This window comes from Pseudofrankia sp. DC12, from assembly GCF_000966285.1.
In the GTDB taxonomy this organism is placed as follows: Bacteria; Actinomycetota; Actinomycetes; order Frankiales; family Frankiaceae; genus Pseudofrankia.
The window spans coordinates 418,967-438,534 of the sequence record NZ_KQ031391.1 but is presented as its reverse complement, the minus strand read 5'-3'; the positions used below and the strand labels follow the sequence as shown (position 1 = coordinate 438,534).

The 19,568-nt window shown below is 72.3% G+C and carries 15 protein-coding genes, 1 rRNA gene and 1 pseudogene; 9 read left to right on the top strand and 8 right to left on the bottom strand.

Features of this window, described 5'->3' with window-relative positions; translation table 11 throughout:
* Positions 1 to 14: 14 nt before the first annotated feature.
* The gene (gene ligD, locus FRADC12_RS01755; protein WP_232303546.1) at positions 15 to 1,091 is read left to right on the top strand and encodes a non-homologous end-joining DNA ligase; all 1,077 of its coding nucleotides are present in this window, start codon (positions 15 to 17) and stop codon (positions 1,089 to 1,091) included.
* A 34-nt stretch (positions 1,092 to 1,125) separates the two neighbouring features.
* Here ligD and FRADC12_RS01750 read toward each other — a convergent pair whose 3' ends face one another.
* Together FRADC12_RS01750 and FRADC12_RS01745 are read right to left on the bottom strand one after the other, a co-directional pair.
* Complete coding sequence (locus tag FRADC12_RS01750) at positions 1,126 to 2,430, bottom strand: FAD-dependent oxidoreductase (protein ID WP_084010392.1); 1,305 nt, start codon at positions 2,428 to 2,430, stop codon at positions 1,126 to 1,128.
* Positions 2,427 to 2,606 (bottom strand): hypothetical protein, encoded by a 180-nt coding sequence (locus tag FRADC12_RS01745; RefSeq protein ID WP_045875285.1) that lies wholly within the window; start codon positions 2,604 to 2,606, stop codon positions 2,427 to 2,429. Before FRADC12_RS01745 ends, FRADC12_RS01750 begins: the two co-directional genes overlap by 4 nt.
* A gap of 214 nt (positions 2,607 to 2,820) precedes the next feature.
* On the opposite strand from FRADC12_RS01745, the gene FRADC12_RS01740 reads away from it, so the two are divergent.
* A complete protein-coding gene (locus FRADC12_RS01740; RefSeq protein WP_045875284.1) occupies positions 2,821 to 3,195 on the top strand; it encodes a YccF domain-containing protein in 375 nt (124 codons plus the stop codon).
* 12 nt (positions 3,196 to 3,207) lie between these two features.
* On the opposite strand, the gene FRADC12_RS01735 is transcribed toward FRADC12_RS01740, so the two are convergent.
* Positions 3,208 to 3,951, bottom strand: coding sequence for a TetR/AcrR family transcriptional regulator (locus FRADC12_RS01735; RefSeq protein WP_084010391.1), 744 nt, complete (start codon positions 3,949 to 3,951; stop codon positions 3,208 to 3,210).
* A 25-nt stretch (positions 3,952 to 3,976) separates the two neighbouring features.
* On the bottom strand, positions 3,977 to 5,536 hold the full coding sequence (locus tag FRADC12_RS01730) for an MFS transporter (protein ID WP_084010390.1): 1,560 nt from the start codon (positions 5,534 to 5,536) through the stop codon (positions 3,977 to 3,979).
* A gap of 254 nt (positions 5,537 to 5,790) precedes the next feature.
* Here FRADC12_RS01730 and FRADC12_RS01725 point away from each other — a divergent pair, with 254 nt between their 5' ends.
* The 4 genes and pseudogenes from FRADC12_RS01725 to FRADC12_RS01710 all read left to right on the top strand — a co-directional run bounded on the left by FRADC12_RS01725 (position 5,791) and on the right by FRADC12_RS01710 (position 10,555).
* Positions 5,791 to 7,332, top strand: coding sequence for a carboxylesterase/lipase family protein (locus FRADC12_RS01725; protein WP_084010389.1), 1,542 nt, complete (start codon positions 5,791 to 5,793; stop codon positions 7,330 to 7,332).
* Positions 7,333 to 7,380: 48 nt separating this feature from the next.
* Positions 7,381 to 7,578 (top strand): annotated as a pseudogene (locus FRADC12_RS32715) (hypothetical protein); the annotation flags it as partial.
* 81 nt (positions 7,579 to 7,659) lie between these two features.
* Positions 7,660 to 8,340: a copper resistance CopC family protein gene (locus tag FRADC12_RS27995; RefSeq protein ID WP_052710632.1), complete on the top strand. Its 681-nt coding sequence runs from the start codon at positions 7,660 to 7,662 to the stop codon at positions 8,338 to 8,340.
* Positions 8,330 to 10,555 carry a bifunctional copper resistance protein CopD/cytochrome c oxidase assembly protein gene (locus tag FRADC12_RS01710; RefSeq protein WP_045875282.1) on the top strand — a complete coding sequence of 742 codons (2,226 nt, stop codon included), beginning with the start codon at positions 8,330 to 8,332 and terminating at the stop codon, positions 10,553 to 10,555. Before FRADC12_RS27995 ends, FRADC12_RS01710 begins: the two co-directional genes overlap by 11 nt.
* 7 nt (positions 10,556 to 10,562) lie before the next feature.
* Here the strand turns inward: FRADC12_RS01710 and FRADC12_RS01705 are convergent, their stop codons facing one another.
* Positions 10,563 to 10,895, bottom strand: a complete 333-nt coding sequence (locus FRADC12_RS01705) for a YkvA family protein (RefSeq protein ID WP_045875281.1) — start codon at positions 10,893 to 10,895, stop codon at positions 10,563 to 10,565.
* 176 nt (positions 10,896 to 11,071) lie between these two features.
* Here FRADC12_RS01705 and FRADC12_RS01700 point away from each other — a divergent pair, with 176 nt between their 5' ends.
* The gene (locus tag FRADC12_RS01700) at positions 11,072 to 11,656 is read left to right on the top strand and encodes a pyridoxamine 5'-phosphate oxidase family protein (RefSeq protein ID WP_045875280.1); all 585 of its coding nucleotides are present in this window, start codon (positions 11,072 to 11,074) and stop codon (positions 11,654 to 11,656) included.
* Positions 11,657 to 11,784: 128 nt separating this feature from the next.
* On the opposite strand, the gene FRADC12_RS01695 is transcribed toward FRADC12_RS01700, so the two are convergent.
* Both FRADC12_RS01695 and FRADC12_RS01690 read right to left on the bottom strand, forming a co-directional pair.
* On the bottom strand, positions 11,785 to 13,734 hold the full coding sequence (locus FRADC12_RS01695) for an Hsp70 family protein (RefSeq protein ID WP_045875279.1): 1,950 nt from the start codon (positions 13,732 to 13,734) through the stop codon (positions 11,785 to 11,787).
* A gap of 242 nt (positions 13,735 to 13,976) precedes the next feature.
* Positions 13,977 to 14,429, bottom strand: coding sequence for a universal stress protein (locus FRADC12_RS01690; protein WP_045875278.1), 453 nt, complete (start codon positions 14,427 to 14,429; stop codon positions 13,977 to 13,979).
* Between the two features lie 554 nt (positions 14,430 to 14,983).
* On the opposite strand from FRADC12_RS01690, the gene purU reads away from it, so the two are divergent.
* The gene (gene purU / locus FRADC12_RS01685; RefSeq protein WP_232303545.1) at positions 14,984 to 15,925 is read left to right on the top strand and encodes a formyltetrahydrofolate deformylase; all 942 of its coding nucleotides are present in this window, start codon (positions 14,984 to 14,986) and stop codon (positions 15,923 to 15,925) included.
* Between the two features lie 78 nt (positions 15,926 to 16,003).
* Here the strand turns inward: purU and FRADC12_RS01680 are convergent, their stop codons facing one another.
* On the bottom strand, positions 16,004 to 16,783 hold the full coding sequence (locus FRADC12_RS01680) for a class I SAM-dependent methyltransferase (RefSeq protein ID WP_045875277.1): 780 nt from the start codon (positions 16,781 to 16,783) through the stop codon (positions 16,004 to 16,006).
* A 1,088-nt stretch (positions 16,784 to 17,871) separates the two neighbouring features.
* Here FRADC12_RS01680 and FRADC12_RS01675 point away from each other — a divergent pair.
* A 16S ribosomal RNA gene (locus FRADC12_RS01675) occupies positions 17,872 to 19,377 on the top strand.
* Positions 19,378 to 19,568: the final 191 nt, after the last annotated feature.

Genomic DNA, 19,568 nt, shown 5'->3' with positions numbered 1-19,568 from the left:
ACCGGGGAGACACCGTGACCGGGGACGCCCCGCGCGGGCCCAGCGCCGGCCGCGACGCGGCCGGAGCCCCGGAGCCCGGCCGCGGCGCCGGGCCGGCCCGCGCGCCGCTGCCTACCGCGCTCGCGCCGATGCGGGCCGTCGCCGGCCGCGAGCTGCCGACCGGGCCGGACTGGGCCTACGAGGTCAAGTGGGACGGCATGCGGGTGCTGGCCTTCGTCGACGGTGGGCAGGTGCTGGCCCGCAGCCGCACCGGCCGGGACGTGACCGTGGCGTTCCCCGAGCTGCGCGCCCTGGGCGTGGCGCTCGGGCCGACCCAGGCCGTGCTCGACGGCGAGATCGTCGCCTTCGGCCCGGACGGCACGCCCGACTTCGGCCTGCTTGCCCACCGGATGCACGTCACCGACGCGGCCGCCGCCCGCCGGCTCGCCGGCCGGATCCCGGTCAGCTATCTGGTCTTCGACCTGCTCTTCCTGGACGGGCAGCTGACCACCGCCCGGTCCTACGACGAGCGCCGGGCGCTGCTGGCCGGCCTGCCGGGGCTGGCGTTGTCCGAGGCGCTGGTGGGCGAGGGACCCGACGTACTGCGGGCGAGCGCCGCTGCCGGGCTGGAGGGCGTCGTCGCCAAGCGGCGCTCGGCGGCCTATCTGCCCGGCCGGCGGGGCTTCGACTGGGTCAAGGTGAAGAACACCCGCACGCAGTCCGTCGTCATCGGCGGCTGGGAGCCGGGCGCCGGCCGGCGAGCGGACCGGGTCGGCTCGCTGCTCATCGGCGTCGCCGAGCGCCCGCACGAGGCCGCGCCTGACGGGCCGACGTTCCGGTACGCCGGGCACGTCGGCACCGGCTTCTCGGACACCACCCTCGACCTGCTCGGCCGGCTGCTGGCGCCGCTGCGCTGCGACCAGCCGCCCTTCGTCGACGTGCCGGACGCGCACGTGCGCGCCGCTGTCTGGGTGCGCCCCGAGCTGGTGGCCGAGGTCGCGTACGCCCACTGGACCGCGGACGGCCGGATGCGCCACCCGTCGTTCAAAGGACTGCGGGAGGACCTGGCCCCCGCTGACACGGTCGTCGACGGCGACACCGAGCCGGCCTGAGGCCTCCCGCCCGTCCGGGAGCCCGCGTCGGCGGTTACCGAGCGGTGGGCAGGTCCTGACGCGCCGCCGCTCGCGCCGACGGCGCCGCCGCGGCCGGAGGCATCCGCTCCGGCAGCAGCCCGACGCCGACGACCCAGGCCGGCAGAACGCGCAGGAACGGCAGGCGGTCCATCAGGCGGACGGCGGCCGGGGCCCGGACCGGGACGTCGGCGCGCAGCGTCGGGCCGATGACGCCGCGGGCGGCCCAGCGCTGCAACAGCTGGGTGCCCATGGTCGGGAGCATCCGCCGGCGCTGGAACCGGGTGAGCACGGGCGCGAGCTCCGCCGCGCCCGCGCCGCCGCGCAGCGGGCCGGCGAGCATCCGGGCCGCGGCGACGGCGTCCTGGACGGCGAGGTTGATGCCGACGCCGCCGACCGGTGACATCGCATGGGCCGCGTCGCCGATCAGGAGGACACCGGGGGAGTGCCAGCGGCGCAGGCGGTCGACCCGCACCTCCAGGAAGCTGACGTCGTCCCAGTCGGCGACGGCGCCGGCCCGGCCGCGCAGCCAGGGCGCCAGCTCGATGACCGTGGCACGCAGCGCGTCGAGCCCGGCGGCGAGGACCGTCTGCCGCCCGCCCTTGGGGATGACGTACGCCGTCTGCCAGTAGTGGCCCCGGTCGATCATGATGAGCAGCCGGCCGGCGCCGATCTGGGCGGCGAGGCCCTCCGGGTCCTCGGGCCAGCGCGGCACCCGGAACCACAGCACGTCCATCGGCGCCCCGAACTCGCGTCGCGACAGGCCGCGGCCGGCCCGGACGAGCGCGTCGCGGACCACCGAGCGCCGCCCGTCCGCCGCGACGACCAGCCGGGCCCGCACCTCGGTCCGCCGGCCGTCCGCGGCCAGCGCGACGACCCCGCTGGCCGGCCCGCCCAGGCCGTCGAACAGCAGTTCGGTCACCTCGTGGGAGCGCAGCAGCGTGAAGCCGGGGTACTCGGCGGCGGCCGCCGCGAGCATCTCCAGCAGGTCCCACTGCGGCAGGAAGAGCACGTACGGGTGCGGCACCCGCAGCCGGGTGAAGTCGGCGACGCGGAAGGTGCCGTCGGCGTAGGACGCGGTCAGCTCGCGGACGCGGCGGCCCGGCAGCCCGGCGACGCGTTCCTCGAAACCCAGCTCGGCGAGCACGTCGAGCGTCGACGGGTGGACCGTGTCGCCGCGGAAGTCGCGCAGGAAGTCGGGGTGCTTCTCCAGGACGGTCACCCGGACCCCCGCGCGGGCGAGGAGCAGCCCGAGCATCAGGCCGGCCGGCCCGGCGCCGACCACGCAGACGTCGGCGTCCGCGCCCGGTCCGGCCGTCACCGGGCCGCCCTGGAGCGGTGGTGCGGCGGCTCCGGCGGGGCCGGGTCGGGCGGCAGGGCCGGGCTCAGCGGGACCTCCGGGTCAGGGCGACGCCAGGGGTGCGGCTCCGGCGGCTCCGTCGTGAGCCGGGCCGGTGTCCACGGCGGCCGGCGCCGCCAGCCGAACGAGAGGCTCATGGTCAGGCTTTACCCGCTGTGCCACCGACCTATCGCCCGCCGTGGCCCGGTCCGCCGGCCGGGCCGGCTGACGCCTGCCGGACATGGTGGGAGATGCCCTGGTCCGTCGCCGGATACTGCGTTGGACCGGTTAGGGGTGTGTCCGCCGGTCGACTGGCGGTTCCACCGGGACCGGCGGTCTAATCGAAGGTGGACGGGCGCGAAGGGAACGCTGATGCGGCTGCTGCTGAACCTCATCTGGCTGGTGCTGTGCGGCCTGTGGATGGCCATCGGGTACGCGGTCGCCGCGCTGGTGTGCTTCGTGCTGATCGTGACGATCCCGTTCGGGTTCGCGTCGCTGCGGATCGCGAACTACGCGCTGTGGCCGTTTGGCCGGACGGTGGTCGACGACCCGTCGGCCGGCGCGCCGTCGCTGATCGGCAACGTGCTGTGGTTCATCGTCGCCGGGTGGTGGCTGGCCATCGGCCACCTGGTCACCGGGGTGCTGCTGTGCCTCACGGTCATCGGGATTCCGCTGGGCCTGGCCAACTTCAAGCTGATCCCGGTGTCGCTGCTGCCGCTCGGGAAGAAGATCGTCGAGGTCGCCTAGCGCGCCGGCGGCTCAGCCGCCGAGGCGCAGCACCGGGCCGGCGACGACCAGGCTCTCCCAGTCGGCCGCCGTGATCGGCCGGGTGGCCAGCGGCCGGTCGCCGCCCGGGCGCAGGCTGTCGAGGACCAGGTCGAGGTAGCGGCGCCAGATCTCGGCCGCGGCCCGGTCGGTCGCGTCGACCAGGGCACTGACGGTCCAGATGAGGACGCCGACGTCGTGCGGGTCGACGTCCGCGCGGACCCGACCGCCAGCCCGCGCGTCGGCCAGGATCAGCTCGACGGTGCGGAGGTACTCGTCCCGCAGCGGCCGGGCAACGGTCGTGTCCCACAGCCGGCCGGACCGGATGCCGTTGACGGCCTGCTGCTCGGCCATCGCCCGGATGAAGGTCTCCAGCCGCTCGGCCGGCACCGGGTGGGCCCGGGCGGCCTGCACGGTGGTCAGCAGCCGCTCGAAGAACGGCCGGGCCAGCTCGTCGAGCAGCGCGCTCTTGGTCGGGAAACGGCGGTAGATCGTGCCGATCCCGACGCCGGCCCGGGTGGCGACCTCCTCGACCGTGAACGCCGGCCCGTGTTCCCGGTAGAGCTCCAGCGCTGCGGCCAGCACCCGCTCCCGGTTGCGCGCGGCGTCGCAGCGCAGGCGCTCCGCGCGGCTCGGGTGGTCCGCGGCGGCCACAGAGTCCGGCCCGGCGGTCGCCGGGCCGGACTCTGTGGCCGCCGGCCGCGCGGCCGGCCGGGCACGAGCCGCGGTGGTGGTCATGGGACGAGCGTAGGTGATCGGCGGGTCAGCCGGCGGCCGGCTCGGAGGCCAGCTGGCCGGGGGCAGCGGGCTCGGCCACGATGCCCTCGGCCGCCCGGCCCGACCCCCCGGCGCGCGACCGGGCGACCGGCACCAGGGCGGCGGCCACCGCCGCGACCACGGTCGCGATGACCAGCACGATCATGCTGACGGTGTAGCCCGACTCCTTCGGGTACCCGCTCGGCAGCGTTCCGGCGGCCAGCAGGCTGGCGACGACACCGCTGCCGATGGATCCGCCGATGGTGCGGATGTTGGAGTTCATGCCGGTCGCCGCGCCGGTCGCCTCGATCGGCACCGCCGCGATGATCAGGTTGGCCATGGAGGAGAACGCGAGCCCGATGCCGATGCCCTGGATGGCCGTCATCACGATGAAGTTCCACGGCTGGTCGTGCGCCACCGTCAGAAGCACGAACGACGCCGCCGTGAGCAGGCAGCCAACGACCAGCGGCGGCTTGGCGCCGAACCGGCTGGTGAGCCGCCCGATGTACAGGCTGATGACCAGCATCGCAGCGGTGCTCGGCAGCATGTAGAGGCCCGACTGCGTGACCGAGGCGCCGAGGCCGTACCCGATCCGCCGCGGAGTCTGCATGAGCGGCGGCACCACGATGAACGTCGAGTACATGCCGACGCCGAGCAGCAGGGCGGCGACGTTGGTCCACCACACCGCCGGGATCCGCATCATCTTCAGGTCGATCAGCGGCACGGCCGAGCGGCTCTCCACCCAGACCCACAGCGCGAACGTCACGACGGCGCCGGCGAACAGGCCCAGCGTGCCCGGCGCGGTCCAGCCCCAGCTGGTTCCCTGCGACAGCCCGAGCAGCAGCGCGACCAGCCAGGCGGCCAGGGCCACGGCCGCGCCGAGGTTCACCGTCCCGCGAGCCCGCACCGGTGACTCCGGCACGAAGACGGCCGTCGCCGCCAGCGCCAGCACCGAGACCATCAGGGGGAACCAGAACAGCCAGTGCCAGGAGAAGGCGTTGATGATCGGTCCGGCGAGCACGATGCCCAGGCCGCTGCCGATGCCGAGCATCGCCGACATCAGGCCGATCGCCGCCGGCACCCGCGCGGGCGGGAACTCGTCCCGGATGATCCCGTACGACAGCGGGAAGATCGCGCCGGCTAGGCCCTGGATGACCCGGGCCAGGATCAGCAGGCCGATCGAGTTGGAGACCCCGGCGAGCAGCGAGCCGACGCTGAGCGCGGCGAAGACGATGAGGAGCATCAGCCGCTTGCCGAACAGGTCGCCGACCCGGCCGAGGATCGGCGTCGCGATCGACGCGGACAGCAGGAACGCCGTCAGCAGCCAGGTGACACCCACCTGCGAGGTGTGCACATCGCGCTGGATGGTGGGCAGCGCCGGCAGCACCATCGACTGCAGCACCGTGTAGGCACCCGCGCCGAGCGCCAGCGTGAGGAAGATCAGTGTCGGGTTTCCGCGCCCCGGCGCACGCACGTGGTGCTGTGTGCCCGCGCTGGCGGCGGCCGCCCCGCTGACAGGCGCGGCCGCGCCGGGTCTGGACGGGCCGATGCCGGGTTCGGCGGACATGGTGCTCCGATCGCGACGAGAAGAGGGAGGCGATCCCGTCGAAGCGGAATCGTGCTCCGCATATTACCGACAACCGGAACCTCCCTCCGCTTCAACCCTGTGTCCCGGCCGTGACGCTCATTCCGTTTGGTCGACCGGTCCGGCGGACCTGTCGGGTGCCGGCCGCGCCCCTGATCGGTCGCCGTCGCCACGGGGGCTTTACTGGCGAGGGGCCGCCGCGGCGGGTCGCCGAATCTGGCAGGGAGGCATCGCCGGTGTCCGGTCTGTCTTCGTTGCCGGGAAGCGTGCCCGGCTGGGCCGGCCGAGGGGATCGGATCCGCGCGCCTGACGTCCGCGACGCTGGGGAGGCCGAGGACCGGGCGGCGGTGCGGCTGCCGTGGGGCGTCGCACGGGGCGTCGACCTGGGCGCCGTGCGGGTGTGGCGTGGCCTGCCCTACGCCGCCGCGCCGGTCGGGGAGCGGCGGTTCCAGGCCCCGGAGCCGCCGGAGCCCTGGGCCGGCGAGCGAGACTGCTCGGCGTTCGGCCCGACCGGCCCCCAGCTGCGGTTGCCGGGGCTGCGGGCCCCCGCGCGCCGCGGCCGGGAGCCGCGCGGCAGCGAGGACTGCCTCTACCTGAACGTCTGGTCGCCCGGGCCGGCTGGGCCGCCGCGGCCGGTGCTGGTCTGGATCCACGGCGGTGGCTTCGTGAGCGGCGCCGGCAGCTCGTTCGACGGCGCGCGGCTCGCCGCCCGTGGCGACGTCGTCGTCGTGACGCTCAACTACCGGCTCGGCCCGTGGGGCCACCTCGCCCTTGCCCCGCAGCCGGGCACCGGCAACCTCGCCCTGCTCGACCAGCTCGCGGCGCTGCGCTGGGTGCGGGCCGCGGCCACGGCGTTCGGCGGCGACCCAGCCCTGGTGACCGTCTTCGGGGAGTCCGCCGGGGCGATGTACGTGGGCGCGCTGCTGGGCGCGCCGGACGCCCGGGGCCTGTTCCACCGCGCCGTCCTGCAGAGCGGCACCGCCCACCACCTGCGAGACCAGGCCGACAGCGAGCGCGTCCGCCACCGCTACCTGCACCTGGTCGGCCACCCGCCGGCGCGGGCGTCGACCGTCGAGCTGCTCCGCGCGGGCGAGGCGCTGCTCGCGGAGTCGGTGCTGCCTGGCGCGCGGCTCGGGCTCGACCCGTTCGCGCCGTCCGTCGACGGGGCCGTCCTGCCGGTGGCGCCGACGGCGGCGGTCGCGGCCGGCTCGGCGCGCGACGTGCCGTTGCTGGTCACCTGGTGCCGCGACGAGGCCGAGCTGTTCCTCGCGCTCGCGCCCGAGGTCGTCCCGGCCGGCCTGGAGCGCCGCGCGCTGGGCACACTCGGCGAGGCCCGGTGGCAGGCGCTGCTCGACCTCTATGCCCGCGAGACCGGCGACCCGGCCGCCGGCCGGTCCGCACTGCTCACCGACGCGATGTTCGCGCTGCCCGCCACCCGCCTCGCCGCCGCCGCGGACGCCGCCGGCGGCCGGTCCTGGACCCTCCGCTTCGACCCTGTCACCGCCGGGCGGGCGGCGATGCACGGTGCCGACCTGCCACTGACCTGGGGCCGCGCCGACGGGACGAGCCCGGACCCGGCCCGCCGTGCCGCCGCCCGCTGGCAGGACGCGCTGCTCGCCTTCGCCCGCACCGGCGACCCGTCGACGCCGGCCCTGCCCGCCTGGCCACGCCACGACCCGGACCGGCGGACGACGCTGCTGCTCGGCGCCACGGCCTCGGCCGTCGAGCACCCGGGTGGCGCGCGGCATGCCGCCTGGTCCGGCCTGCCGCTGCACTAGGCTGCCGTTCGCAGCTTTGCTGCCCGAACGTTGCGCCCGTGTGAGGCCGGCTCCGGGGTGACCGCCGCCCACGAGATCGGCGTCCTCGCCGTGGCCGGCATCGACGCCGCCCTCTACCCCGGCTCCTGGTCCGAGCGGCCGGCCGGCCCGGCCCGCCCGGTCGCCACGGGCCCGAACTGGTTGACCGCTCAGCGCTGCGCCCTTCTGGCGTGCGCGGGGCGCCCGGGTATCTTCGACGTGACGTAGAAGGAAGCTCGGGTGTGAACGCCGGCGCCGCGGTCTGACCGCCGTGCGCCGGTGTGCCTGGCGGCGGGTGGGAGACGCGGGATGCGTGCATCGGAATACGGCCACCGGTCTGGCCGCGTCCTCGGCCCGCGGGCCGGCGGCTGGGCGCTGGGCCGGCGGGTGGGGGCCGGGCTGGCCGGCGTCGGTCTCGCGTTGGTGGCGCTGGTCGCCATCGCGGCGCCCGCGTCCGCGCACACCCGGCTTCTGTCGAGCACGCCCGCCGACGGCTCGACCGTGCCGGTCGCCCCCGATCAGATCCAGCTCACGTTCGCACAGCATCTGCTCGGGCTGGGCGCGGTCGCCGTCGAAGGGCCGGGCGGAAGCAACGCCGCCGTCGGTGACGCCGTCCTCGACGGGGCGATCGTCACCCAGCGCCTCGCGGACCACCGTCCCGCTGGGGTGTACCGGCTGTCCTACCGGATCGTGTCCGCGGACGGGCACCCGGTGACCGGGCAGGTCACGTTCACCGCGACGGGTGACGTAGGGTCCGGTTCGTCGCCTACGGCCGCGGCGGCCTCGGCGACCATTCCGCCCGCGGCCGGCGCTCCGGCCGGTGGCGGGACCACGTTGCCCGGGACCGGGGCGACGTCGGAAGGCAAGGGCGGGTCGTCCGCCGGCCTGGTGGTGGGCATAGCCGTCGGCGTCGGCGTGCTCGTCGTCGTCAGCGGTGCGGTGATCGCCCTTCGGGCCCGCCGCGGGCAGGGGGGCACCGATGGAGCCTGACCACGCGTCCACCGTCGTGTCCGCGCCGGCTACCGGGACGGTGCCCAGCGAACCCAAGCCGGTGTCGGCCGGACCGGTCGCGCTCCCTGCCGAGAGCCGTGGCTCGACTACTCCTGCGCCGATCACTCCTGCGCCGGCCACCTCGGTGGGCGCCGGTTCTGGTGGGCGGTGGCCGGTCGTCGCCGGAGTGCTCGGGGGCGGCGTCGCGATGTTGGCGACCCTCGTCCTCGTGCTGGAGGTTGGCGGCTCGGCGCCGAAGCGCCTGCCAGCCGACCTGGCCGGGGCCGATCCGGGCCTGGTCACCGGGTGGGGACTGCCGATCAGCCGGCTGCTGTGCGACACCGCCGGAGTCGGCACCGTCGGCGCGCTGCTCGCGGCCGCGTTCCTGTTCCCGGCTGCCGGTGGCAGGCCGGGCACCGCGGGGCGACGAATGCTGCGGTGGGCGTCCGTCACCGCCTGGGTGTGGTGCGTCGCGTCGCTGGCCCAGTTCGCCTTCACCGTCTCCGACCTGATCGGCAAGCCGCTGCCGGCGGCCCTCACCGCGCACGACGTCGGCAACGTGATCGACGCGGTGCCCCAGCCGCGGGCGCTGCTCATCGTCGCCGCGATCGCGTTCGCGATCGCCGTCGGCGCGGGCGTGGCGCGCAAGCTCGACACGTCCGCCTGGCTGACCGCGACAGCGCTCTTCGCGCTGCTGCCCGTCGCGATGACCGGGCACGCGCACGGCTCCGGCGGCCACGACCTCGCGACGGTCAGCGGCGGCCTGCACGTCCTGTCCGTGTCGGCCTGGGTGGGCGGGCTCGCCGCGCTGCTGCTCGGCGGCCGGTCGCTGACCGGGCCGGAGCTGCTGACCGCCGTCCGCCGCTATAGCGGGATCGCGGGGCTGTGCCTGGTCGTCGTCACGATCAGCGGCGTCGTCAACGCCTACGTGCGGGTCGTCGCGTTCGACGCCCTCTTCGACAGCCGGTACGGCAACCTGGTGATCGCGAAGACGGTCGCGCTGGTACTCCTCGCGGGCTGCGGAGCGGCCCACCGCCAGTTCACGATCCGCCGCCTCGCGGCCAGCGCCGCGGTGCCAGCGAACGGAGCCGCCCCGGCGGATCAGGCCACCGTGGTCGCCGCGCGCCGGCCCTTCCTGCGCCTCGGCGCCGCCGAGGTCACGCTGATGGGGGTCGCGATCGCGCTCGGCGCGGGACTGTCCCGCACGGCGACGCCGGCCGCCGCCGACGGCGCCACCTCCGACAACCCGGTCGTCGCGATCCTCGGCTACCCGATGCCGCCGGCGATCAGTATCGCCCGGGTCTTCACGGAGGCCAGGCCCGACCTGCTCTCCGGCACGATCGTCCTGCTCGGGACCTGGCTCTACCTCGTCGGCGCGGTGCGGCTGCGCCGCGCGGGCGCGCCCTGGCCGATCGGCCGGACGGTGAGCTGGGCGTGCGGGATGGCCGTCATCGCGTTCGCGACCAGCAGCGGCCTGGGCCGCTACGGCCGGGTGCTGTTCAGCGTCCACATGGTCCAGCACCTGCTGTTGATGATGCTCGCGCCGATCCTGCTGAACCTGGGCGCGCCCGTGACGCTGGCGCTGCGCGCGCTGCCGACCGGGGTGACCGGAACGACCCGCAGCGCCCGGGCCTGGCTGCTGCGGATGGTGAACAGCCGCTGGCTGGGCTTCGTCGGCAACCCGCTGGTCGCCTGGGCGCTGTTCTCGGTGTCGCTCTACGTGCTCTACCTGACGCCGCTGTTCGGCTGGGTGCTGCGCAACCACCTCGCGCACCTGGCGATGATGGTCCACTTCCTGGTCGTCGGCTATCTGTTCTTCTGGATCCTCATCGGCGTCGACCCGGGCCCGAAGCGGCCGAGCCACCCGATCCGGATCATCCTGCTGTTCACCGCGTCCGCCGTGCACACCTTCTTCGGGATCATCCTGATGATGTCCGGCAGCGTGATCGGTAGCTCCTACTACTCGCTGCTCACCCGGACCTGGGGCGCCTCGCCGCTGACCGACCAGCACCTCGGCGGCGGGATGGCCTGGAGCTTCGGCGAGCTGCCCGGCGTGGCCGTCATCGCCGTACTCGTCTTCCAGTGGGCCCGCACCGACGAACGGCGCGCCCGCGCGAAGGACGCCCGGATGGACCGCGGCGACGACGACGAGTTCGACCAGTACAACGCCTACCTCGCCGGCCTGGCCGCCCGCGACGGCAGACGCGGCCGCTGACCCGCGGCTAGCTTCGGCGCCGGCGGCGGCCGGGGGAGGCCTCGATCTCCGGGTGCCCCGCGACGGCCGCGCGGCGGGCGGCGACCAGGCGGGAGATGTAGTAGGCGGCGGCGAGCAGGATGCCACCGTCATCGATGTAGCCGAACGGCCCGAAGATGATCTCAGGGATCGCGTCGACGGGGGAGACCAGATAGGTGAGCGCGCCGACCGCGGCGACGATCCCGCGTAGCGGCACCCGGTACTTCACCAGCACGAACGCACCGCTGACGACCATCGCGAGCACGACGAGGCCGAGCCCGATGAGGATCACCAGTGCCACGGTGCCCAAGCTGTGATCCACGCTCGAGTCCCTTTCTGCTCTGCCCGACAGTCCGCGCTCGGGTCACGCGTCCGCAACGGACTTCGGTCCGCCAAAGGCTCTTTCCCCCCAAACGATCCTCGACGAACATCGAGCAGCCGACACCGCTCGGCGCAAACCTGGGTGCCGGACCGGCCCGGTTGGCGGACAATCGGGGCATGGGCAAGGTCTATGACGGGATCGACGGGCGGCTGCGGGAGTTCGTCGAGACCCAGCCGGTGTTCTTCGTGGCGACCGCGCCGCTGAGCGGGGACGGGCGGGTGAACCTGTCGCCCAAGGGCGGGGCCGACACGTTCGCCGTGTTCGACGAGCACACCGTGGCCTACCTCGATCTCGGCGGCAGCCACGCGGAGACGATCGCGCACCTGCGGGAGAACGGGCGGATCACGCTGATGTGGTGCGCGTTCGCCGGGCCACCGAAGATCGTGCGGGTACACGGGCACGGTGAGCCCGTGTTCCGGGACGACCCGCGCTTCCCCGAGCTGCTCGCCCGGTTCCCCAACCCCGGCCAGCCGAGCGTGCGGGCGGTCGTGGTGGTGGCCGCGGAGCAGGTCAGCGACAGCTGCGGCTACAAGGTGCCGAACCTGGAGTACACCGGCGACCGCTCGACCCACACCGGCTACTTCGGCCGCAAGACCGACGACGAGTTCGCCGCCTACTGCGCGAAGAAGGACTTCAACGCCGAGAGCATCGACGGCCTGCCGGCCCTCCCGCTGCCGTTGCCCCCGCTACCGGTCGTCTAGTGCCGGTGGAGTAGCCCGGTCACGCCTCGTGGTCGTCAGAGTGTTCGTGCGGACGGCCACGAGGAAGGACTCGACGTCGCCAGGCCCGTGGTGATGGCGAACCGGCCCAACCCTGGCTGTCATCCCGGTCAGAAGACGACGGGGAGTCCGGGGGCCGAGCCGTTGAGGGTGACCGGCTCCTGGAACGTCTGCGCGAGGTCGACGCGTTCGGTGTGGTCGCTGCCGGAGGCGAGGTCGCGGGCGTGGATGGTGAGCTGGCGACGCCGGTCCACGGCCAGCACGATCTCGACCCGGGCCGTCCGCGGGTCCGTCACCGCGAGGCCCGTCAGCTCGAAGCGCCGGACTCGCCGGAAGGTGCCGCCGGGTACGAACCGGCCGCCGTTCTCCACGACGTGCACGGTGATCGCCCGCTGGCCGGTCGAGGTGTTCGTGACGAGGACCGACTCGCGGACCGGGACGGACTGGTTCGCCGTGATGACCTCGTGGAACCTGCCGCCGGCGATCTCGATGCCCAGCGGGTAGGAGACGCTGCTGGTGACGATCGGGAGGTTGTCCAGGTCGCGGCCGCCGTCGATCGCGGCCGGCCGCCGCGCGCGGCCGGCCTCGCGTGCGCTGGCACGGTCGATGACGCGGGTCTCGGTCCGGCCGGTGCCGAGGTCGGTCGCGGTCACCCGCAGCGTGCCGCCCGCGTCGACGTCGAACAGGATGTCGATCCGGTGCGCGAACGCGGGGGCCGGCGCCAGTCCGGTGACGTCGAGCCGAGCGAGGGCGAGGGCGTCGTCGCGTCCGGCCCGGTCCTCCTCGGACTCGACAACGAGCACGGCAACCGTGCTCTGGTTGTCGACGGTCGTCGTCAGGATCTGGCGGCGGCGGGTCGGGATGGTCGTGTTGCGCACGATGATCGGCAGGTAGAGCCCGCCGACCTGCTCGACGCCGACCGAGGCCGGGATGACGTCATGGAGCCGCAGGTTCTTGACCTGCCCGACGAGGCCGGCCGCCTGCAGGGCGGCGCCGGTCACGACGCCTTCGGAGATGGTTCGGTGTGGCGGCTGCCCGGCCAGCTTCTGGACGAAGGCGCCCACCGCCGGCATGCGGGCCGCGCCGCCCACCAGGATCACGTGGTCGATCTCGATGGTCCGCATCGCGCCGTCGCGTAAGACCCGTTCGAAGGGATCCCGACACCGCTCCAGGATCGTCTGGGTGATCGTCTCGAGCTCGGCCCGGCCGACCGTCAGGTCCAGGTGCACGGCGTCACCGCCGACACCGGCCAGGTAGGGCAGGAAGACGTGCGCCGTCGTGGCGGCGGACAGGTCGATCCTGGCCGTCTCGGCGGCCTCCCGCAGCCGCGCCAGCGCCTTCGGGTCGCCGCTGACGTCCACGCCGTGGTCGTCCCGGACCCGGTCGACGAGGTGGTCGACGAGGGCCTGGTCCCAGTTGTCGCCGCCGAGGTGGTTGTCTCCCGCGGTCGCCTTCACCTCGCACACGCCGGCGCCGATCTCCACCAGCGAGACGTCGAACGTGCCGCCGCCGAGGTCGAAGACCAGGCTGCGCTCCTCCTGTGCCCGGTGCAGGCCGTGGGCGATGGCGGTGGCCGTCGGTTCGCTGACGATGCGGGCCACGTCGATGCCGGCCATCCGGGCGGCCTCCTCGAGGGCCCGCCGCTGCACGTGGCTGAAATAGGCCGGGACGGTGAGGACGGCGCTGCCGATCGCGCTTCCGGTGTATTCCTGTACGTCCGCGTGCAGCCGTTTCAGCAGCAGCGCCGCGATCTCCTCGGCCGAGTAGCGGGTGCCGTCGTGCTCGTGCGACCAGTCGGTGCCGAGCCGCAGCTTCACCGACCGGATCGTGTGCTCGGGGTTGGTGACCGCCTGGCGGACGGCCGCCGCGCCGATCAGCGGCCCGTCCGCGGTGAACGCGACGACGCTCGGGGTGGACAGGGTGCCCTCGGCGCTCGGCACCAGCCGGACCCGGCCGGCCTGGACGATGCCGACGGCCGAGTTCGTCGTCCCGAAGTCGATGCCGACGGCCGGCTCGGCCGAGTTCTTCGGGGCCTGCCCGGCCTGCTCGTTCGACGTCACGCGCCATCACCTCGCGGCCGATCTCGGTTCTGGACGGTGCAACCGTAATCGGCCAGCCACGCGTTGGGACAGTGATTGTCCGGACAGTGGCCCGCGTAGCGATGGGGTAGCGGCGATGTTCAGGAGTCGTAATGGAACAACAAATGCATGCGCGGGGCTATCTTCGCAGGTCGTAGGCCCGAAGAAGGCTCACGATGCGCAAGTTATTTCATTTCGGATCCTCAGCTCTCGAACAGGCCCCGTCAGGCGTCGTTGTGCCGCTCGCGGACGACGAGCACCGGGCAGGGGGCGTGATGCAAGATCGCCGTGCTCACCGAGCCCAGCAGCGCGCCCACGAACCCGCCGTGCCCGCGCGAGCCGACGATCAGCAGGTCGGCCTGCTTGCCGGCCTCGATCAGCACGGCCGAGGCCGGGCCCTGCCGGATCTCGGCGCTCACCCCGTCGGGCAGCTTCGCGCCGAACACCTCGCCGAGCGCGTGCTCGAGTGCCTGCTTCGCGCCGTCCTCCAAGGTCTGCGCGTCCAGCGGGACGGCCGGCACGTACGGGCTGCCGACCGGCACCTGCCACGCCAGCACGACCAGCAGGTCGGCCCCGCGCAGCTCCGCCTCCCGGGCCGCCCAGCGCAGCGCCTCCAACGACTCCACCGACCCGTCGATACCGGCAACAATCCGCCGCGCCTCGCCGCCAGTGCTCATGGCTGTTCCTCCTGGTCCGGGGACGTCGCTGGACGTCGCTGTCCCCTCAAGAACCAGCTAACCCGCGAAGCCGGTCCCGAAACCGCTACCAGCGAGCCCACCAGCTCGGCCTGTTCGCCTCATGACGCCTGGGCCGAACGGCCTGGTTGGGCGCCGAGGCGAGCTGAGGGTCCCGATGCGAGCTGAGGGTCCCGATGCGAGCTGAGGGTCCCGAGGCCTGGCCGCGCCCGACCAGCCGCCGGGACGTGACGGACGCCACCCTGTGCCCCAGGGCGCGCCCGGACGGCCTACGGCCGGCCCGTGGTCGACAGCAGCGCGCGGACGGTGGAACGGGCCGCCGCCGGACCGGCCGGTCCGGCCGGCGACGCCGAGAGCCTCTTCGTCGAGCGCTGAGCCGCTCGCGCCGTGGCTCCAGCTGGCCGGACACCAGCTGAGCTCCTCGGGGCCGGGGCGGTTCGACGCGCCGACCGGCGCTGGGCTCGACCGGCCGGGCCGGTCCGGGACATCATCGTCCGGTGATGGACGGTGAAGGCACGCGCGGGCCAGCCCAGCCGATGAGCTCCGCCGAGCCCCTGGTGCCGGTCCGGCCGCTGGTGCCCGCGGCCGCCGTGGCGGCGCATGCCGAGCGGTACCGGGACGTCGGGCGGGTGCTCGTGACCTGCCCGGACCGGCCGGGGATCGTCGCCGCCATCTCGGGCCTGCTCTTCCGCCACGGCGCGAACATCACGGAGCTGCAGCAGTACTCGACCGACCCGTTCGGCGGCACCTTCTTCCTGCGCATCGAGTTCCACCGCGAGCGGCTCGCGACCGGCCTGGCCGCGATCGAGGACGGGCTGGCCACGATCGCCGCGGAGCCTGCGATGGGCGGCGGGATGCGGTGGCGGGTGGCCACCCCGGCGGCCCGGCAGCGGGTCGCGATCTTCGTGTCGAAGGCCGACCACGCGCTGCAGGAGCTGCTGTGGCGCACCCATGCGGGCGAGCTGGCGATGGACGTCCGGATGGTCGTCTCCAACCACGAGGACCTGCGGACCGTCGCCACGGACTGGGGCATCCCGTTCCGTCACGTGCCGGTGACGGCGACGACCCGGGACGAGGCCGAGGCGCGGGCACTAGACCTGCTTGACGGCGAGGTCGACCTCGTGGTGCTCGCCCGGTACATGCAGATCCTCACGCCCCGGTTCCTCGCGGCCTATCCGGAACGGGTCATCAACATCCACCACAGCTTCCTGCCGGCCTTCGTGGGTGCCGACCCGTACGGTGCGGCGGCCAGACGCGGAGTGAAGCTCATCGGCGCGACGGCGCACTACGTCATCGCCGACCTGGACGCCGGGCCGATCATCGAGCAGGACATCGAGCGGGTGGACCACCGCCACCAGGTCGCGGACCTACGTCGGATCGGCCGTCATGTGGAGCGGGCCGTGCTCGCCCGGGCGGTCGGTTGGCATCTGGAGGACCGGGTCATCGTGCACAGCAACACGACGATCGTGTTCGCCTGAGCCCGCCTCGGCCGGACCGGTCCGATCTGGCTGGCGAGTCGCCGGGACCGGGCAGCCGGTCCGTTGGATCGCCGATGGTCAGCAGGAGGACCGGCGTAGCCGCCAGATGCACTCCGACGGCCAGCGGCGCGCCCACTCGTTGTCGGCACGTTGACGTCCGGTCAGGCTCGGATCCGCCTTCGGCCGGGTCTCCAGCAGGTCCTCGACGAACAGGCCACAGGACCGGAAAAGCCGGATCCACTCACCGTACGGGAGGTTCGCGCTGACGAGGCCATCGGCGTCTCTGAACAGCCGCAGGCCGAAGTAGTCGCGCGCCAGCGCCCGGCCCGCGTGGTCACCGCCCTCCGCGACGGTGATCTCGTACAACGGGCTGATGTGGCTGAACGCGAGCAGCCCGCCCGGCCGCAGAATGCGGGCCGCCTCCGGAATGGCCCTGGTCGGGTCGGCGAACGAGAACGCGCCGTGGTCGGCGAAGACGATGTGAAAGGAGCGGTCCGCGAACGGGACGTCCTCGGCGCTCGCCTGGACGAGCGGGAAGGCCAGCCCGGTCTCCTTCTGCAGCTCACGGCTGTGGGCCAGCTGGCGTTCGGACAGGTCGAGGCCGACGGCGTTCGCGCCACGGCGGGAGAGCGCCGTCGACCACTGGCTCCCGCCGCAGCCCATCTCCAGAACGTCGAGACCGGCCACCTCGCCGAAGATGTCGAGCTCCGACTCCGGCAGCCCCCACAGGCCCCAGGCCACGTCGCCGGTGAATGCCTGGCCGCGAATCCGCGGCGCGTTGAAACGCTGGTAGTCGTCGGAGATCTCGTTCCAGCGCGCCCGGTTGGTCCGTACGTAGGAGGTCACGCCGTCGCTCATCGGGATGCCTGTCCGTTCACTCGTCGCCATCCGGTCCGCGTTGACCGTTCGTAGCGCCGGGCGGTGGCCGCCGACGGCCGCGCACGGGATGCCGTCACGGGGTGAACCGGCCGGTCCGCCCGTCGGCGGTGGTCACGAGCCCGGGAGGCCCGACTCTAGGCGACCGGACCGCGTCGGTCCGTCCTGGGTGTCCGGGAAACGCCGAAGCCGTCCGAGTCGCCTGTATCCGGCCGTCGGTCTCGCGACCGCCGGCGCGGCAGGCGCCGTAGTGAGGCGGCGGGACGTTCGCCGCGCCGGGTCCGGCGGCCGCCGCGCGCCTACGGACCGGGGCTCGGCCAGGCCGGACGCGCTGGGTGCGGACCGTCACAGCGGCCCCCCGTCATACCGGGTTTGCCTGGGTGTAACGTTACGTCTCGCCTCACCGGCCGGGACGAGTCCCGGCCCACCGGGCCGGCGACATCGCAGGAGCTCCGTGACATCGGACCCCGGTGAGACCGGCGAAAAGGGGATGAGGTACGGTTCTTCAGGTCCCGTAGGTGGCGGTTCACCGGTGCAAGCCGGAGAGAACCGACACGGGAACTCGCTCCGAGGACAGATCCGGAAATGGCTCAACGCAGGTCGCAGGACCGGCGCGAAAGCCCATCTGGTAGGTTCTCGGACACGGCGAGAGCGGCGCCAAATCCAGCTAGCGGCGGGATTTGACAGGCTCTCTCGAAGCTCCGTAAGGTGCGATCGACACGGCGGGCCGGGTAACCGGTTCCGGGAAATGTCGAAATCACCTCACCGGCCTCGGCCGGGAAAGTGGTAGCGTGAGTCCGGTATAAACCGGAACGCGCCGGTGAAGCACTCCGAAAGAGTGTCCAGCCGGTTCATGCGTCCGCTCCTTGAGAACTCAACAGCGTGCCATAGAAGTCAGTGCCATATAACCCCGTCTGTGGGTGGTGCTGGTCTGGGTCCTTCTTTTGGGGGGTTTGGGCTGGTGTTGTCTGCAGGTGGTTTTGTAATTCCTTTGGCATATGACGGGACGATCTACTTGATCTTCTGTCTTTATATGCCGGGGCATCTCCCCGTCGAGGGGTTTTAAAGCATCGATGGAGAGTTTGATCCTGGCTCAGGACGAACGCTGGCGGCGTGCTTAACACATGCAAGTCGAGCGGACCTTCGGGTTAGCGGCGAACGGGTGAGTAACACGTGGGCAACCTGCCCCAGGCTCTGGAATAACTCCGGGAAACCGGGGCTAATGCCGGATATTCACATGCTCGGGCATCTGGGTGTGTGGAAAGATTTATTGGTCTGGGATGGGCCCGCGGCCTATCAGCTTGTTGGTGGGGTGACGGCCTACCAAGGCGACGACGGGTAGCCGGCCTGAGAGGGCGACCGGCCACACTGGGACTGAGACACGGCCCAGACTCCTACGGGAGGCAGCAGTGGGGAATATTGCGCAATGGGCGAAAGCCTGACGCAGCGACGCCGCGTGAGGGATGACGGCCTTCGGGTTGTAAACCTCTTTCAGCAGGGACGAAGCGAGAGTGACGGTACCTGCAGAAGAAGCACCGGCCAACTACGTGCCAGCAGCCGCGGTAATACGTAGGGTGCAAGCGTTGTCCGGAATTATTGGGCGTAAAGAGCTCGTAGGCGGCTTGTCGCGTCGGCTGTGAAAACCCGGGGCTCAACCCCGGGCCTGCAGTCGATACGGGCAGGCTAGAGTCCGGTAGGGGAGACTGGAATTCCTGGTGTAGCGGTGAAATGCGCAGATATCAGGAGGAACACCGGTGGCGAAGGCGGGTCTCTGGGCCGGAACTGACGCTAAGGAGCGAAAGCGTGGGGAGCGAACAGGATTAGATACCCTGGTAGTCCACGCCGTAAACGTTGGGCGCTAGGTGTGGGGGACCTTCCACGGCCTCCGTGCCGCAGCTAACGCATTAAGCGCCCCGCCTGGGGAGTACGGCCGCAAGGCTAAAACTCAAAGGAATTGACGGGGGCCCGCACAAGCGGCGGAGCATGTGGCTTAATTCGATGCAACGCGAAGAACCTTACCAGGGCTTGACATGCGGGGAAATCCTCCAGAGATGGGGGGTCCTTAGGGGTCCCGCACAGGTGGTGCATGGCTGTCGTCAGCTCGTGTCGTGAGATGTTGGGTTAAGTCCCGCAACGAGCGCAACCCTTGTCCTATGTTGCCAGCGGTTCGGCCGGGGACTCATAGGAGACTGCCGGGGTCAACTCGGAGGAAGGTGGGGATGACGTCAAGTCATCATGCCCCTTACGTCCTGGGCTGCACACATGCTACAATGGCCGGTACAATGGGCTGCGATGCCGTGAGGTGGAGCGAATCCCAAAAAGCCGGTCTCAGTTCGGATCGGGGTCTGCAACTCGACCCCGTGAAGTCGGAGTCGCTAGTAATCGCAGATCAGCATTGCTGCGGTGAATACGTTCCCGGGCCTTGTACACACCGCCCGTCACGTCATGAAAGTCGGTAACACCCGAAGCCGGTGGCCCAACCCTTGTGGAGGGAGCCGTCGAAGGTGGGACCGGCGATTAGGACGAAGTCGTAACAAGGTAGCCGTACCGGAAGGTGCGGCTGGATCACCTCCTTTCTAAGGAGCGCATGCCGTTTCCGGATGTTCATGCCGGACGGTTGCTCACTGGCGTGGAACACTGACTTCCAGAGGCTGTCGACGGCCTGGTTTGTGTCTAGTACTCCCTATCTTTTTGCGGGGTGGGGGTGGAACGGGCGGCCGGGCTGGTGGATGGTTCTTGTATGGTGCGCTGTTGGGTCCTGAGGGAG

What these genes read in the sequence shown, in the direction of transcription:
- FRADC12_RS01735 (WP_084010391.1), bottom strand. Translation starts at nt 3,951, where the DNA reads ATGACCACCACCGCGGCTCGTGCCCGGCCGGCCGCGCGGCCGGCGGCC.
- FRADC12_RS01690 (WP_045875278.1), bottom strand. Translation starts at nt 14,429, where the DNA reads ATGAGCACTGGCGGCGAGGCGCGGCGGATTGTTGCCGGTATCGACGGG.
- FRADC12_RS01745 (WP_045875285.1), bottom strand. Translation starts at nt 2,606, where the DNA reads ATGAGCCTCTCGTTCGGCTGGCGGCGCCGGCCGCCGTGGACACCGGCC.
- FRADC12_RS01730 (WP_084010390.1), bottom strand. Translation starts at nt 5,536, where the DNA reads ATGTCCGCCGAACCCGGCATCGGCCCGTCCAGACCCGGCGCGGCCGCG.
- FRADC12_RS27995 (WP_052710632.1), top strand. Translation starts at nt 7,660, where the DNA reads ATGCGTGCATCGGAATACGGCCACCGGTCTGGCCGCGTCCTCGGCCCG.
- FRADC12_RS01700 (WP_045875280.1), top strand. Translation starts at nt 11,072, where the DNA reads ATGGGCAAGGTCTATGACGGGATCGACGGGCGGCTGCGGGAGTTCGTC.
- FRADC12_RS01740 (WP_045875284.1), top strand. Translation starts at nt 2,821, where the DNA reads ATGCGGCTGCTGCTGAACCTCATCTGGCTGGTGCTGTGCGGCCTGTGG.
- FRADC12_RS01680 (WP_045875277.1), bottom strand. Translation starts at nt 16,783, where the DNA reads ATGAGCGACGGCGTGACCTCCTACGTACGGACCAACCGGGCGCGCTGG.
- FRADC12_RS01710 (WP_045875282.1), top strand. Translation starts at nt 8,330, where the DNA reads ATGGAGCCTGACCACGCGTCCACCGTCGTGTCCGCGCCGGCTACCGGG.
- purU (WP_232303545.1), top strand. Translation starts at nt 14,984, where the DNA reads ATGAGCTCCGCCGAGCCCCTGGTGCCGGTCCGGCCGCTGGTGCCCGCG.